Source organism: uncultured Nisaea sp. (assembly GCF_963974195.1).
Lineage (GTDB): Bacteria > Pseudomonadota > Alphaproteobacteria > Thalassobaculales > Thalassobaculaceae > Nisaea.
On sequence record NZ_CAXBDC010000002.1, the window covers coordinates 1 to 14,105 of the forward strand.

Consider the following 14,105-nt stretch of genomic DNA (forward strand, 5'->3'; position numbering starts at 1 on the left):
AATTCGCGGCAGATTGAAATTCGCCTGTCAATGATCCGCTCTCATAATCAGCCGGTGCAACGCGCGCATCCGGAGGGCCAATCCGCGAATGCGATCTAGCCTGATAGACAAGCATCAGCTTCAATTCAACATTAATAAAAAGAGAATTAATGCAAATAAAAGCAATATTTTAGAGAGTGATCGGCTTCTGAAAGAGAGGCTTGAAAGTGATCAGGCTGCACCGCCCCTTTTCTTTAGTGTCCCGATACTCGCCCGCCAATAAACCCTGTGCAGCCCAGGCACGGCGCTGCAGTGACGATGCGCTCTTCTTGGCGTGGGGGAAGTCACCGGCGGATACCGGCTGACGTAAAAGCGGCGCGATGGGGCATCGCGCCGCTTCCGGGAACCGCCGGTTCTCCGTGTTACCAAGTGTATCGCAGGGTCAGCCGAACCGTCCGCCCGTCGCTGTAATAAGCGGTGTTCGCAAAGGTATCGACCTGGGTGACGGACCGTTCGTCGAAGATGTTGCTGGCGTTGAGCTGCAGCGTGGCGTTCTCGATGAACTGGTAGCTGATCGCCGCATCCATGACGGTGCGTGCATCCAGTTTGATCGTGTTCGCGTTGTCCGCAAAGCTCTCGCCGATATAGCGCACGCCGCCACCGATGGTCAGATCGCCGATGGTTCCGCGTCCGGGGATCTTATAGTTCAGCCAGGCCGCGCCGATATTGTTCGGGACAAGCTGCGGCCGGTTACCGGCATTGCCATCGGTGCCATCTTCTTCAATCGTCGGATCCCAGTAGGAATAGGAGAGGATCGCGTCGAGCTGATCGGTGAGCGCCATCTTGCCTTCGAACTCGATGCCGGTCACGTTCACCTCGCCGACCTGTTCCTGTGTGGTGGGGCTGGTATTGTACGGGACGTTGGTCTGCGTGAGATCGAATAGCGCCACTGTAAACAGAGCGTTATCGACAAAATCGGGGCTGTATTTCACACCGATTTCATACTGCGTTCCCTCTTTCGGCTCCGGCGTGCTCTGCAGGGCGGTTTCCGCCGAGACAGGTTCGAAGGATTCGGAATAGTTCGCATAGACAGACAGATCGTCCCGTACCTTGACGGTCACGCCGGCGCGGCCGGTCAGGGAATTGTCGGACGAGCTGTAGGACAGGCCGAAACCCGGATATTCGGACTCGGTCTCCACATGATCGTAACGCCCGCCGAGGGTGAGAATGACCCTGTCGTAGAACGTCATTTCTTCCTGCAGATAGGCGCCGACAGCCGTCCGGTCCGTCAGCCATTCATAGGCGGGCGGCTGGGTGATGCAGGTGAGACCGCAATAGACGGGATTGTTGATGTCGATACCGGTGGCGGAACCGAAGGCGCGCTTCTCGTCCACTTCTTCATAATAATAATCGACGCCGACGAGGGTGCGGCTGTCCACGGCGCTGATGCGCGTGTCGTACTGTAGCTGATTGTCGAGCGCGACCCGCTGCGTGCCGCCCTTCACCGCGTAAGAATAGCGGGAAGCGGTGGCATCCGTGCTCGCCCCGTAGACGGTTTCGTAATTCAGGCTGAGGTCGGTGAAGCGAAAATTCTGCCGGAACTGCAGGCCGTTGCCGAAGCTGTGGCTGAACTGATAGCCCGCATTCCATTCCTCAGTGTCCATGTTGTCGAATTCCGGCTCGCCCAGAAAGGTGTCCGGATCGATGCTGGAGCCGTATGGAATGCCGTGCCCCGGATTGCCGTTACGCTTGTTGAAATCGGTAAGCAGGGTCAGTTCGGTCGAGTCGTTCGGCCGCCATGTCAGCGAGGGGGCGAAATAGACCCGGTCATCATCGGAGAAATCCGTGCCGTCGCTGCTGTCCTGGCCCTTCATGGTCAACCGGTAGAAGAACTTGTCCTGGCTGTCGACGGGCCCGCCGAAGTCGGTGCCGAACTCGACATGCTCGTCGCCGAAGGTCGAATAGACTTCGCCGAATGTGAAATCGAGCGGCTTCTTCGAGACAGCGTTCACGAGACCGCCCGGAGAATTCAGGCCGAACAACGAGGAGGTGGAGCCTTTGAGGATCTCAACCCGCTCCAGACCGTATGGCTCGAGCCGATTGCCGATAAAGCCCGGAATGCGCATCGGCAGGGCATCGCGGTAGGAGCCGAGAGAGGTCTGGTAGAAGCCGCGAACGAGGTAGTGGTCGTAGCGGTTGTCGCTGCCGTAAAGATCGCTGACGACGCCCGAGCTATAGGCCAGCGCTTCATCAAGGTTTTCGACCCCGCGCTGTTTCATCTCTTTCTCGGTGACGACGGAGACGGATGCCGGCACGTCAAGGATCGGTGTGCCGGTCTTGCTGCCCACGGTCGATTGATCGGCGATGATCGATTCTCTGTCGCCGGCGCTCCTGGAGGCGCGCTCGGCCGCCGGCCCGGAGGCTGTTCCCTCTGCTTCAACGACGATCTTGTCGAGGTGTTTCGTTGTCTCCGTTGCGCTGTCCTGCGCCATGGCCCCTTGAGCCGACAGCAGGAGCGTCGCCGTGATCAGACTGGAATATTTCAGCATTCGCGCTTTTCCCCATGGTGCGAAATCCTGGCTACCGGCTTGGATTGTTCATGATGCCGTTTCGATAATGAGAAGCATATGCAAGTGCAATCAAAAATGTAAGTTGGAACTTACATTTTGTTCTGCGGCTACCTATATTTGGGGGAAAGGCTCGGGTTTGGTGTGTTTGTCACATTGTCGGCCCTGGGTCGCGGCTCCGGTCCGGGCCGCAGGCGTTTGGGGCGTGTGCCCTGTGCTATGCTGCTGTTAATGTTGGATGTCGTGTTCCGCCACCCGGCCAAGGAAAAAGAATGCGGGCGCGATCAGAAGAGTGGGAGGGAAGAGTGCAGAGGGTGGAAGGCGGTTCGGTCGTTGTACGAAAACAGGCCAAGCAACAGCGCTCCAGGGAAAAGGTTCAGCTCATCCTTGATGTGACGCTGGAGATGCTGGGCAATACGCCCGCCGAGAAAATAACGACGAATGACATTGCGAAAACGGCTGGTGTGAATATCGCGAGCCTCTATCAGTTCTTCCCGAAGAAGGAGGCTGTCTTCTTCGAGCTGTACAGGCAATGGCTGGAGCAGACACTGACCTTGCTGGACGGAGTCGATGCCCAATTCGATGGCTCAGAGGGGCTTGAGGCCTACGCCGACGCGGTGTTCGACTGCCTGTCTACCGATGAAAGCGTGAATACGCCGGGTCACTGGAAGCTCAGATTCGCGCTCGGGAATTCCCCGGAGCTGGCGGAGCTGAATGCCCGGCACGAGGAAAAGGCGTTCCGCCGCATCATCGCGGCGCAGGAAAAATTCTCCCGCAAGGTCACACCAGAGCAGGCCCGCGCGCTTGCCCGTCTGCAGCACCATGTCTCGGTCTCCTGCCTTTATGCGGCGGCCGAGGCGGCAGGGCAGCCGGAACATGGCATCCTGCTGGAGTGGTGCCGGAAAACAGTGCGTCTCGTCTACGACGCGGAGAAGCTCAGCGCCTGACCGTTGCCCGGGCGGGAGGCGGCTGAAAGCGCACCGCCCGCCCGAGTATTTCCGGCTTTTATTTGTAGCGGGACGTCGCATTCGTGAAGGCGTTGGAAATATCGTCCCAGGCCTTGTCGAAGCCGGATTTCACGTCTTCCCAGGCCTCGTCACTCGCGTTCCGGAGCTCGGTCAGCCGGCTATCGGCTTCGTCGCGCTGCGTGCGCATCTCGCTCAGCTGCTTCTGATACTCGATCTTCGCGTCGGCTTCGGCTTCATCGGCCTTGGCTTTCATCTTGTCGATCTCTGCATCCCACTGCGCGATGCGCGCCTTGGCTTTCTCAATGTACTGATTTTTCTCTGACATTTGGTACCTCCTTTGAAAGCAAAACGCGTGAGGAGGCGGGTTGTTCCGGCAGGAATTAAAGCGCTCATAGAAAACACTTACCCATTGACCTAACTGTTTGGTGTTTTATAGTTAGCTTTATGGATAACTATAAAACACCTCTCGACACCGTCTTTCACGCCCTTGCGGACCCAACCCGCCGGGCCGTGGTGCAGCGCTTGGTAAAAGGCCCTGCATCGGTGAAGGAACTTGCGGCCCCATTCGATATGGCTCTGCCTTCCTTCATGAAACATATCGGCGTGCTGGAAGAAGCTGGATTGCTTGCTTCGCGCAAGCAGGGCCGGGTGCGCACCTGCACGTTCAATCCCGACAAGCTGGCGGCAGCGGAGAAATGGTTTGGCGAGCAGCGGGCCATCTGGGCGAGCCGCTTCGACAATCTCGATACCCTGCTGACAACCCTCGCTGACAACCCACAAGGAAAAGACAAATGAGATCTGATCTGCGCTTTGATTTCATTGCGGATATGCAGAAAAGCACGCTGACCGTGAGGCGCGAATTTGCCGCCGGACGTCCATTGGTGTGGGACTGTTACACCAAGAGCGAACTCCTGGATCAATGGTACGCCCCCAAGCCGTTGATCACGAAGACCAAGTCTTTCGATTTCAGCGAGGGCGGCCACTGGCACTTCGCCATGATCGACCCGAACGGCACACATTATTGGAGCCGCACGGACTACGAAACGATCACTCCCATTGACGGCTACACAGGGTATGACGCCTTCACCGACGAGACGGGCGTGGTGAATCCCGATCTGCCCCGCTCACATGTGAACATGACCTTCACGGACAAGGGCGAGCACACACTCGTTGAAACACTCGTTGCCTATAACTCGGCCGAAGACCTGCAAGTGGTCATCGATATGGGCATGCAGGAAGGTTTGGCCTCGACACTCGAACGGCTGGACGCGTTGCTTGTGACGCTGGCTGTATAATCAAGGGGGCATGGGGGCAGGCTATTAGGGGGTACGTGCCCCCTAATTTCCGGATCCCTTAGTCCTTCTATTTGAAATATTCAGGCAGCTCCGAGACCAGCGCCGCGCGAATACGGTCGCGCACGGGGACTGCGGGATCGGTGCGATCGAATTCCAGACCGGTCAGCTGCTCGTAGAGGCTGACATACTTGTCGCTGAAGGCGATCAGGGTGTCGGCGGGGATTTCCGGAATGGGGTCCTTGTAGGGATCGCACTTACCGGCAATCCACAGGCGCAGGAATTCCTTGTCCAGACTGTCCGGCTCCGCGCCAGCCGCGAATTTCTGCTCGTAGCTGTCGGCACGCCAGTAGCGGCTTGAATCCGGCGTGTGGATCTCGTCGGCGATGGTGATCGTGCCGTTCTCGTCGATGCCGAATTCGTATTTGGTATCGACCAGAATAAGCCCCTGTTTGGCGGCAAGTTCCTGCCCGCGCGCGAACAGCGCCAGACTTTTCTCCGCCAGCTCGCGCCATTGCTCATTCGTCACGAGCTGGCTTTCGAGAATTTCGGCTTCCGTGATCGGCGCGTCATGCCCGCCGTCTGCGGGTTTCGTCGTCGGCGTGATGATGGTCCCGGCGAGTTTCTGGTTCTTCTTCATGCCGTCGGGGAGCTGATGGCCGTAGATCACTCGCTCGCCCCGGTCATACATGGTCCAGGCGCTGGTGTTGGTGGAGCCGGTGAGGTAGGCCCGCACGACAATCTCGATCGGCACCATCTCGAGATCCTTGCACAGGACGACATTCGGGTCCGGGTAGGAAATCACATGGTTCGGGCAGATATCGCCGGTGTGATCGAACCAGTAGCGCGCCGTCTGGGTCAGTACTTGCCCCTTGTAGGGCACGGCCGCCAGGACCTGATCGAACGCTGATTGCCGGTCGGTCGCGATCAGCAGCCGCCGCCGGTCCGGCAGTTTGTAGGCATCCCGCACCTTGCCGCGGACGAAGCCCGGCAGTTCGGGAAATTCCGCGTCGGTGAGGCAATTGTCGAGAAGCTGTGAGGTGGCCGTCTGCGGCGCCATGGGGATGTCCTGTGATCGAGAGTCTGAATGCGGCGGCACGATAGCGCTTTTACGCGCGGGTGCAACGGTGGGGTTGGTGGAGTGGGGGCTGGTGAGACTGGGCAGGGTGTCGAATTAAGTATTGTGTCGCTTAGTTCATTGGCCACCCCATTTGTCATCCCGTCGAAGGACGGGATCCAGGGATCATAAAACGCCGCCCGCCATCCCCTGGGCCCCGGCCTCCGCCGGGGTGACGTCGCGAGTTGGGGCAAAATAAGTATCGTGCCCCGTAATTTCGCCCGTCGTTTACCCGGCCTTCTGTAGTGTCGGGATCTGCTCGATGATATCGGCCAGATCCCTCTCCGCCTGTGCAACGTCCCATTGAGACTGGAGGTTGACCCAGATCGTGGGGCCGTTGCCGCAGAGCTTGCCGAGCCTCACCGCCATCTGGGCGGTCACAGGGGCTTTCTCGCTCAGGATGTCATGGAGCGTCTGTCGAGAGATCTTCAGGTTCTCCGCCAGTCTGGTTTTGCTGACGCCAAGCGCGGGCAGGATCTGGTCACGCAACAGCGCGCCGGGGTGCATCGGGGGGAGACCGTGAAGCATCAGTGATAATCCTCCAGTTTGACGTTGGCGGCGCCCGCGTCCCATTCGAAAGTGAGGCGCCAGTTGCCGGTGACACGAATGCTGTATGTGCCCCTGCGGTTGCCGGTCAGCTCGTGGAAGTGGAAACCCGGCAGGTTCATGTCTTCCGGCTGTGACGCGGCATTCAGGGTTTGAAGCATCTGCACGAGCCTGATTTGGGCGGCGCCCTGAACCGGCAATTTTGCGCCTTTTCCTGTGGCGGCGAACTGCTTGAGGCCCTTGTGAGCGATGCTCTTGATCATGGAAAAATGTAAGGTGATTCCTTACAAGCGTCAAGCGTTGGCTTACGCCGATTTGTGCTCTGGCGGCGGGAAGAGATATGGCCCGATACGGAACGCGATTTGATATGGGGGCGTGCGATTGATCCAATTGCCGTGAGTCATGCGCTTAAAATTAAGTCGCATGTCCCCTTATTTCTATGTCCCCTTATTTCTGCCCAAACCACTCACCAACACCCACCGCCGTCATCCCGGCCGGAGAGCGGGATTAGGTATCAAATGCACCTAGGTGGCGACGATGGGAGGAAAACGGCTATATTCCCGCTATGCGGGATTGGTTCAAGCGGCTCAGCGGCTTTGATTCTGTCGTATCGCTCGGTAGTGCGGCGATTGCGGTTGCAACGTGGGCTGTCGCCAACGTGACCTTCGTTCGCGAAGTTTGGTTCTATCTAGACCAAGCCGCTCAAATCGAGGGCGATTGGATCTATATCCTATTCGCGTTCTACAACCTCGCGTCTGTGGCGGTTGTTGTTTGGGCGATAAGGCGGTTGGCGGTTTTTGCGGTCAAGCGGGTCTGGCCAGAAAGATTTTCGGCACATTTATATGATCAAGACGATGTGCATCTAAACCAGATCAGAAGCGATGTGCTGCGCCTCCTCGACCTTTTGTCAGACTTTAGCGACCCTCTTCTTCAGAAGGAGCGGGTTATCGACCTGCTGCTTGCTGTAGATGGATCGGATCATCGGGTTTGGCTGGACCCAAAAGCACGTCAGGCGAGAAAAGATTTTCTGCATTGGTGTGAGGTCGCTTTCGAACAGCGCGTTCGCAACGGCCCCGCGTTTCGCGAGTTGAGCGAGAGGGAAGAAATTATTGGGAGCATCCGAGATGCTTCTGATCGAATTGCGGCGGCAATAGGTGAGAAGCGGATTGCTTAGTCCAATTCGGCAAGGCGGACAGAGTTGCAGCCAATTGCCGATAAGCACTGCACCATAAACGCTGCCGTGAACTTCCCTCGGGAATTAAGGGGACACACGATCTAATTAGATATTCCCAGGCTATGGCCTTTATTCTCACTGGACCTATTAACCGGTTTAATTAGTCGGTATCCCCTCAATCCCCTCGGTCAATTCCCGGCTGAATTCGGCTCGTTACGGCGCGTTCTAGTGCAGGTTCTCACAGTCCGTCGGCCCGGTTCCCCAACTCATTCCGGCATACTGGCCATTCTTTCTCTTGAGATCGGCGCATTGCCGCTTGGTGTATTCGCCCTGCCACTTTCCGTCGTCCGGGCAATTATGGTGGAAATAACAGGTCTCCTTCGCCTTCGCGATGACGATACGGCCGTCATTCTGCGCCAGGACGCAGCGGCCCAGTCCCACATCCGAAGGGCTGGAGCTATTCTGGACGCCGGCGCCTGACAGGCAATTCAGCGTCATGTCCGAAGCTTGTCCGGCATATGCTGCGGAAGCAGCAAGGCTGGTCATTGATGCCAAAAGCAAAGCCGCAACAGCCGCTTTCGCAGATTGGTGGCGCATGATCTGAAATGACATCACTAAGTCCTCGTCTGTTGATGTGAGAACGAGAGACGAATGACAGGGCCGTTGTGTGAAGAATCAAAAGAGCGGGTGACCAACGTCGCCCGCTCTTCTTGGATCGGTTTCAAAAGCCGGAAGCAGCCTTAAACCGCCAGCCCGCGCTCCATCGCCATCGCCAGCCGCCGGGCAAAAGCTTTCGGGTCCGGGATGGTTTCCCCTTCCATGATCCGGGCCTGGTCGAGCAGCAGGTGGGCCGCGTCGTCGAGTTCCTGGCCGGTCTTGCCGTCCTTCACCCGTTTGGCCAGCGCCTTGATGACCGCGTGCTTGGTGTTGACTTCCAGAACGCGCGGGACGGCATTATCGAGCTGTTTGTGCTGGCGCAGCAGGCGCTCGAGGTTGATGTCCATGTCGCCGTCATCGGCGATCAGACAGACCGGGCTGTCGGTCAGGCGGGTTGATTCCCGGACGTCCTTCACGGTCTCGCCCAGGGCCAGTTTGAGGGAGGCGAGCAGCGGCGCGATATCGGCGGATGCTTTCTCCTCGTTCTTCTTGTCCTCGGCCTTGTCTTCATCGGTCTTGTCAGCGTCGGCGCCCTTGACGGCGTCGAGATCGGCGGAGCCGCGGGTGATCGACTTGAAGTCCTTGCCTTCATAGCCGCCGAACATGGCCTGGATCCAGAAATCGTCGATCGGATCGGACAGCAGCAGAACTTCCACGCCCTTGGCCTTGAAGCCTTCGATATGCGGGGAGTTCAGCAATGCTTCCTTGCTGTCGCCGATGATGTAGTAGATCGCCTCCTGGCCTTCCTTCATCCGCTCCTTGTATTCGGCGAGGCTGACGAGCGTGTCGCTCTCCGTGGTGTGGAAGCGGATCAGGGACAGCAGGGTTTCCTTGTGGTCGCCCGTATCGGAATAGAGGCCTTCCTTCATCACCGCGCCAAAGGCGTCCCAGAACTTGGCGTATTCTTCCGGCTCCTTCTTGGCCTTCTTGCCGAGCTCGGAGAGCACGCGCTTGGTGACGGCGGAGGAGATCTTCTGCAGCACCGGGTTACGCTGCAGCAGCTCCCGGCTGACATTCAGCGGCAGGTCCTCGCAATCGATCACGCCGCGCAGGAAGCGCAGATATTCCGGCACCAGCCCTTCGCAATCGTCGGTGATGAAGACCCGCTTCACATAGAGCTTCACCTTGTTCTTCCGCTCCGGGTGGAACAGGTCGAACGGGCGCTGGGTCGGCACATAGAGCAGGGAGCTGTATTCGATCACGCCCTCCGCCTTCCAGTGCATGGTCAGCCAGGGATCGTCGAACGCATGGGCCGCGTGCTTGTAGAATTCGCCGTACTGTTCCGGCGTGATGTCGCTCTTGGAGCGGGTCCACAGCGCGGAGGCCTCGTTCAGCGGGCGTTCCTCGGTTTCCCCGTCCTTGGTCTCCACGAACAGGATCGGCACCGGGATATGATCGGAATAGCGCTTCACGATGTGCTGCAGGCGCTGCTCCTCGAGGAATTCGAGGGCGTCGTCCTTCAGATGCATGGTGATGATGGTGCCGCGATTGGCCTTCTCGGCATCCGCTATGGTGTATTCGCCGAGACCGTCCGAGCTCCAGAGATGGGCCTTGTCCTCGCCGGCGCGGCGGGTCAGCACCTCAAGCTTGTCCGAGACCATGAAGGCCGAATAGAAACCGACGCCGAACTGACCGATCAGCCCACTGTCCTTTTTCTCGTCGCCGGACAGGTTGGAGACGAAGGCTTCCGTGCCGGAACGCGCGATGGTGCCGAGATTGTCGTTCAGCTCATCGGCGCTCATGCCGATACCGTTATCCGACAGGGTCAGGGTCTTGTTGTCCTTGTCGGCGGCGATCCTGATCTTGTAATCGCCGTCGCCGGTGGTCAGCTCAGGCTGTGTAAGCGCCAGGTAACGCAGCTTGTCGCAGGCATCTGATGCGTTGGAGATCAACTCGCGCAGGAACACCTCACGCTCACTATAGAGCGAATTGGCGACGATCTTCAGGAGCTTGCTGACCTCGGCCTGGAACGTCCGCTTTTCCGCAGTCATCTTTTTGATCACCTCTTGCCTAGAATGACATCGTTATGATTGATGGAGCCTGATATGTGGGAAGTTGGCATTAATCGCAAGACCCCAGCGCTTTCCGCCTGAGCCGAGATCGGACCCGAATTTCCCATGAGCAGCGTTTTCGAGGACGGTCGGATCACCGCAATGCTGGGACCGACCAATACCGGCAAGACCTATTTCGCCATCGAGCGGATGCTGGCGCATGCCTCCGGCATGATCGGCTTTCCGTTGCGTTTGCTGGCCCGGGAGAACTATGAGCGCATCGTTGCCCTGAAGGGGAAGAATGCCGTTGCGCTGATCACCGGCGAGGAAAAGATACTTCCACCATACGCCCGTTATTTCGTCTGCACGGTGGAATCCATGCCGGTCGACCGGGTGGTGGATTTTCTGGCTATCGACGAGATCCAGCTCTGCGGCGACCGGGAGCGCGGCCATGTCTTTACCGACAGGCTGCTGCATGCGCGCGGCCGTCAGGAAACCATGTTCCTCGGCTCCGATACCATTCGCCCGCTGATCCGCAAGCTGGTGCCGAAGGCCGAGATTGTCGGCCGGCAGCGGCTGTCCCGGCTGACCTATACCGGCCCGCGCAAACTGACGCGGCTGCCGCGCCGGACCGCCATCGTCGCCTTTTCGGCGGCGGATGTTTATGTGCTGGCCGAAATCATCCGGCGCCAGCGCGGCGGTGCCGCCGTCGTGCTGGGCGCGCTCTCGCCCCGGGCCCGGAACGCGCAGGTGGCGATGTATCAGGAGGGCGAGGTCGATTACCTGATCGCGACGGACGCGATCGGCATGGGCCTCAACATGGATGTCGATCATGTCGCTTTCGCCGAGGACATGAAATTCGACGGCCGTGCCCCGCGCCGCCTGACGCCGCCGGAAATGGCGCAGATCGCCGGGCGCGCCGGACGGCACATGAATGACGGCACGTTCGGTGTGACAGGGGATTGTCCGCCGTTTGATGAAGAAATGGTCGAGGCGCTGGAGAGCCACCGGTTCGATCCGCTCCGTCATGTCTACTGGCGCAATCACCGGATGTCGTTCCGCAGCCTCGGCGATCTCAAGCGGTCGCTCGAATTCCACAGCGACCAGCCGCACATGATTCGCAAGCGGGACGGTGAGGATCACCGGACGCTGGAAGCCTTGTCCAGGATGGAGCCTGTCGTGGAGCGGGCAACGGGAACGGACCGGGTGAAGCTGCTTTGGGATATCTGCCAGATCCCGGATTTCCGCAAGACCATGACGGAATCCCACGCTAATCTGCTGTCGAAGATCTATTTCGACCTGACAGAGGGGCCGGAGCGTCTGGCAACCGATTGGGTGGCCAATCAAGTTAATCGTTTCGACCGGGCGGATGGCGATATAGACACTCTGGTAAACCGTATCGCACATATTCGAACTTGGACGTATATTACGCATCGGGGAGACTGGGTATCCGACCCGGTGCATTGGCAGGCTCAGACCAGAGCTGTTGAAGACCGGCTCTCGGATGCTTTACATGACAAGCTTACCCAGCGTTTCGTCGACAAGCGCGCGGCATTGTTCATGCGCAAGTTGAAGGACGGGGGGAACTTGGCGGCGGCAGTAAAACCTGACAGCACAGTGGTCGTGGAGGGCCATGCCGTCGGTCACATGGAAGGATTGAAGTTCGTGCCTGATGTAGTGGATAGCGCCAACGCGAAGCCCGTGCTGACGGCCGCGCGTAAGGTACTGCCGGAAGAATTGGCCCGGCGTACGGGACAGATCGAAGCCGCGGACAATGCGGCGTTTTCGATCGGCCCGAAGGGGACGGTAATCTGGCTCGGAGCGGAAATCGCATCGCTGGAAGCGGGCGCCGATATTCTGTCGCCGCAGATTCGCGTCGTGAACGAAGAGCTGATCGACGGCGAGATGCGCAAGCGGATCGAGACGCGCTTGCGGACCTGGCTGACGGGAGAGATGGAAGACCGGCTCGGCCCGCTGCTTGCGGTCAAGGCGGCTGAACTCGAAGGTGCCGCGCGCGGTATCGGCTTCCAGGTGCTCGAGGGAATCGGTGGCGTGTCCGCTGACCAGATCGGCGGCTTGCGCCGGGATCTCGACGACGAGCAGCGCAAGTCGCTGGCCCGCCTCGGCATCCGCTTCGGCACCGAGACCGTGTTCCTGCCGGTATTGTTGAAGCCGAAGGCGGTGGAATTCCGGGCCATGCTCTGGAGTGTGTTCTCCGGCCAGTATCCCGAAGGCGGTCCGCCGCCGGCCGGCCGGGTGATGATCACGCGCGCCGAGGATGCGACAGACGCCTTCTATCTGGCGATCGGCTACAAGCGGGTCGGCGGTCATGCCGTGCGGGCGGACATGCTCGAACGTGTCGCCCAGATGGTCCGTCAGGCGGCTCGCGAAGGGGCGTTCGCGATCTCCGCGGACATGCTGTCCCTTGCCGGTGTCGGCCATGAAGCCATGGCGGAGATCCTGAAGGATCTCGGATATCGCCGTGGTGAGGATGTCGAGGAACAGCCCCGCTTCATCGCCCGCCGCCGCCAGGAACAGAAGCGCCGGCCGGAAGGTGAGCGCAAGGCGGAGAAGGACGGCAAAGCTGAGCGGGGAAGCAAGTCCGAGCAGGATGGCAAACCGGAACGCGGCAACCGGCCCGGCAAGGCGGCCCAGGATGGCTCCGGCGAAAAGCGGGACCGCAAGGGCGGCCAAAAAGGCGGGCCGCGGAAGCCGAAACGGCACGGTGACGGGCCGAAGCGCGATGACCGGCCGAAGGTGATCAGCTCGAACGGACCGGCCATGCGTCCCGAAGATTCTCCGTTTGCCATATTGCAGCAGCTCAAACTGGCAAAATGAACGAAGACGAGACACAGCGTCTCGACAAGTGGCTCTGGTGCGCGCGGTTCTTCAAGAGCCGCGCGCTCGCCAACAAGATGGTCGGGGCAGGGCGCTTGCGTCTTTCCGGCAAGGTGGTGTCGAAGTCACACCAGCTTGTCCGTCCCGGAGACGTGCTGACCTTTCCCCAGGGGCCTCATATCCGTGTCGTGAAGGTGCTGTTTCTGGCGGACCGCCGCGGACCGGCTCCTGAAGCGCTGCTGTTGTATGAAGACCTGTCGCCGATTGTGCCCGGGGCCGGGAAAAGCGAAGATTCCAAACCCGGCTCTGCACCGGCACGGCGCGATCCGGGTGCCGGCCGGCCGACGAAACGGGACCGGCGCCTGATCGATCATTTTCGGACGGCTGACGAATAAGGCGGCGTGTCTGACCGGGCTCGCGGTTCAGGGCCCATACGGAAACGTGCTTGCGGAATCAGGCCAAGGGCTTAGATAAAAGACCGCCCCTCAACCAACCCCGGGAAGTGCCATGCTCGGCTCCCTCAAAGTGTTTTTCGATGCGGTCCGTTCCGGCGGATCTGGCGAAGCCTCAAAGGTCGACGGGTCTGAAGATGCCGTCGCCGCGCTGCTGGTGAAGGCCGCGACGCTGGATGGCGAATTCGGTGCTGACGAACGCCGCGCCATCGAAAGCCTGCTTGCGTCCCGTTTCGCCTGTTCGCCGGTTGAGGCGGCGGCAAAGGTTGACGCGGCGGAGAAAGACCTGGAAAGCAGCGTTGATTTTTACAGCTTTACCAAGGTGATCCGTGATGAATTCGATCATGATCAGCGGGTCGAACTTATGGAAATGCTGTGGGAAGTCGCCTATGCCGACGGTGTGCTGCATGACTATGAAGCCAGCCTGATGCGCCGGGTCACGGGGCTGATTTACGTGACGGACCAGGAGAGTGGCGCTGCACGCAAGCGTGTCATGCAGAAACTCGGACTTGCCGAGTAGATGT

Annotated in this window: 14 protein-coding genes; 7 read left to right on the plus strand and 7 right to left on the minus strand. The window is 59.4% G+C overall.

The window, feature by feature from the left end:
• Positions 1–401: 401 nt before the first annotated feature.
• Complete coding sequence (locus AAC126_RS00630) at positions 402–2,528, minus strand: TonB-dependent siderophore receptor (RefSeq protein ID WP_339848821.1); 2,127 nt, start codon at positions 2,526–2,528, stop codon at positions 402–404.
• Between the two features lie 323 nt (positions 2,529–2,851).
• On the opposite strand from AAC126_RS00630, the gene AAC126_RS00635 reads away from it, so the two are divergent.
• Positions 2,852–3,493, plus strand: coding sequence for a TetR/AcrR family transcriptional regulator (locus AAC126_RS00635; RefSeq protein ID WP_339848823.1), 642 nt, complete (start codon positions 2,852–2,854; stop codon positions 3,491–3,493).
• A gap of 58 nt (positions 3,494–3,551) precedes the next feature.
• On the opposite strand, the gene AAC126_RS00640 is transcribed toward AAC126_RS00635, so the two are convergent.
• Positions 3,552–3,839, minus strand: coding sequence for a coiled coil domain-containing protein (locus AAC126_RS00640; RefSeq protein WP_339848826.1), 288 nt, complete (start codon positions 3,837–3,839; stop codon positions 3,552–3,554).
• A gap of 119 nt (positions 3,840–3,958) precedes the next feature.
• Here AAC126_RS00640 and AAC126_RS00645 point away from each other — a divergent pair, with 119 nt between their 5' ends.
• Both AAC126_RS00645 and AAC126_RS00650 read left to right on the plus strand, forming a co-directional pair.
• Positions 3,959–4,309 (plus strand): metalloregulator ArsR/SmtB family transcription factor, encoded by a 351-nt coding sequence (locus AAC126_RS00645; RefSeq protein ID WP_339848829.1) that lies wholly within the window; start codon positions 3,959–3,961, stop codon positions 4,307–4,309.
• Positions 4,306–4,809 carry an SRPBCC domain-containing protein gene (locus AAC126_RS00650; protein WP_339848831.1) on the plus strand — a complete coding sequence of 168 codons (504 nt, stop codon included), beginning with the start codon at positions 4,306–4,308 and terminating at the stop codon, positions 4,807–4,809. The genes AAC126_RS00645 and AAC126_RS00650 overlap by 4 nt, the downstream gene beginning before the upstream one ends.
• A gap of 67 nt (positions 4,810–4,876) precedes the next feature.
• On the opposite strand, the gene AAC126_RS00655 is transcribed toward AAC126_RS00650, so the two are convergent.
• The 3 genes from AAC126_RS00655 to AAC126_RS00665 form a co-directional block, all read right to left on the minus strand.
• Entirely contained in the window at positions 4,877–5,866 is a 990-nt protein-coding gene (locus AAC126_RS00655) for a phosphoribosylaminoimidazolesuccinocarboxamide synthase (protein ID WP_339848834.1), read from the minus strand.
• A gap of 285 nt (positions 5,867–6,151) precedes the next feature.
• Complete coding sequence (locus tag AAC126_RS00660; RefSeq protein ID WP_339848837.1) at positions 6,152–6,451, minus strand: HigA family addiction module antitoxin; 300 nt, start codon at positions 6,449–6,451, stop codon at positions 6,152–6,154.
• Positions 6,451–6,732 (minus strand): type II toxin-antitoxin system RelE/ParE family toxin, encoded by a 282-nt coding sequence (locus tag AAC126_RS00665; protein ID WP_339848840.1) that lies wholly within the window; start codon positions 6,730–6,732, stop codon positions 6,451–6,453. The genes AAC126_RS00660 and AAC126_RS00665 overlap by 1 nt, the downstream gene beginning before the upstream one ends.
• Before the next feature lie 302 nt (positions 6,733–7,034).
• On the opposite strand from AAC126_RS00665, the gene AAC126_RS00670 reads away from it, so the two are divergent.
• Positions 7,035–7,643: a hypothetical protein gene (locus AAC126_RS00670; RefSeq protein ID WP_339848843.1), complete on the plus strand. Its 609-nt coding sequence runs from the start codon at positions 7,035–7,037 to the stop codon at positions 7,641–7,643.
• A 225-nt stretch (positions 7,644–7,868) separates the two neighbouring features.
• On the opposite strand, the gene AAC126_RS00675 is transcribed toward AAC126_RS00670, so the two are convergent.
• Positions 7,869–8,141 carry a hypothetical protein gene (locus AAC126_RS00675; protein WP_339848845.1) on the minus strand — a complete coding sequence of 91 codons (273 nt, stop codon included), beginning with the start codon at positions 8,139–8,141 and terminating at the stop codon, positions 7,869–7,871.
• Between the two features lie 242 nt (positions 8,142–8,383).
• A complete protein-coding gene (gene htpG, locus AAC126_RS00680) occupies positions 8,384–10,291 on the minus strand; it encodes a molecular chaperone HtpG (RefSeq protein ID WP_339848848.1) in 1,908 nt (635 codons plus the stop codon).
• Between the two features lie 126 nt (positions 10,292–10,417).
• Between htpG and AAC126_RS00685 the strand changes: the two genes are divergently transcribed.
• The 3 genes from AAC126_RS00685 to AAC126_RS00695 all read left to right on the plus strand — a co-directional run bounded on the left by AAC126_RS00685 (position 10,418) and on the right by AAC126_RS00695 (position 14,101).
• Positions 10,418–13,129, plus strand: a complete 2,712-nt coding sequence (locus tag AAC126_RS00685; RefSeq protein ID WP_339848850.1) for a helicase-related protein — start codon at positions 10,418–10,420, stop codon at positions 13,127–13,129.
• Positions 13,126–13,524, plus strand: coding sequence for an RNA-binding S4 domain-containing protein (locus AAC126_RS00690; RefSeq protein ID WP_339848853.1), 399 nt, complete (start codon positions 13,126–13,128; stop codon positions 13,522–13,524). Before AAC126_RS00685 ends, AAC126_RS00690 begins: the two co-directional genes overlap by 4 nt.
• 112 nt (positions 13,525–13,636) lie before the next feature.
• Positions 13,637–14,101, plus strand: a complete 465-nt coding sequence (locus tag AAC126_RS00695; protein WP_339848855.1) for a TerB family tellurite resistance protein — start codon at positions 13,637–13,639, stop codon at positions 14,099–14,101.
• Positions 14,102–14,105 lie beyond the last annotated feature (4 nt).

Bases quoted from the DNA above. Each gene is read 5' to 3' on its own strand.
- AAC126_RS00685 (WP_339848850.1), top strand. From the start codon at position 10,418: ATGAGCAGCGTTTTCGAGGACGGTCGGATCACCGCAATGCTGGGACCG.
- AAC126_RS00695 (WP_339848855.1), top strand. From the start codon at position 13,637: ATGCTCGGCTCCCTCAAAGTGTTTTTCGATGCGGTCCGTTCCGGCGGA.
- AAC126_RS00650 (WP_339848831.1), top strand. From the start codon at position 4,306: ATGAGATCTGATCTGCGCTTTGATTTCATTGCGGATATGCAGAAAAGC.
- AAC126_RS00630 (WP_339848821.1), bottom strand. From the start codon at position 2,528: ATGCTGAAATATTCCAGTCTGATCACGGCGACGCTCCTGCTGTCGGCT.
- AAC126_RS00645 (WP_339848829.1), top strand. From the start codon at position 3,959: ATGGATAACTATAAAACACCTCTCGACACCGTCTTTCACGCCCTTGCG.
- AAC126_RS00665 (WP_339848840.1), bottom strand. From the start codon at position 6,732: ATGATCAAGAGCATCGCTCACAAGGGCCTCAAGCAGTTCGCCGCCACA.
- AAC126_RS00675 (WP_339848845.1), bottom strand. From the start codon at position 8,141: ATGACGCTGAATTGCCTGTCAGGCGCCGGCGTCCAGAATAGCTCCAGC.
- htpG (WP_339848848.1), bottom strand. From the start codon at position 10,291: ATGACTGCGGAAAAGCGGACGTTCCAGGCCGAGGTCAGCAAGCTCCTG.
- AAC126_RS00660 (WP_339848837.1), bottom strand. From the start codon at position 6,451: ATGCTTCACGGTCTCCCCCCGATGCACCCCGGCGCGCTGTTGCGTGAC.
- AAC126_RS00655 (WP_339848834.1), bottom strand. From the start codon at position 5,866: ATGGCGCCGCAGACGGCCACCTCACAGCTTCTCGACAATTGCCTCACC.
- AAC126_RS00690 (WP_339848853.1), top strand. From the start codon at position 13,126: ATGAACGAAGACGAGACACAGCGTCTCGACAAGTGGCTCTGGTGCGCG.
- AAC126_RS00640 (WP_339848826.1), bottom strand. From the start codon at position 3,839: ATGTCAGAGAAAAATCAGTACATTGAGAAAGCCAAGGCGCGCATCGCG.
- AAC126_RS00670 (WP_339848843.1), top strand. From the start codon at position 7,035: ATGCGGGATTGGTTCAAGCGGCTCAGCGGCTTTGATTCTGTCGTATCG.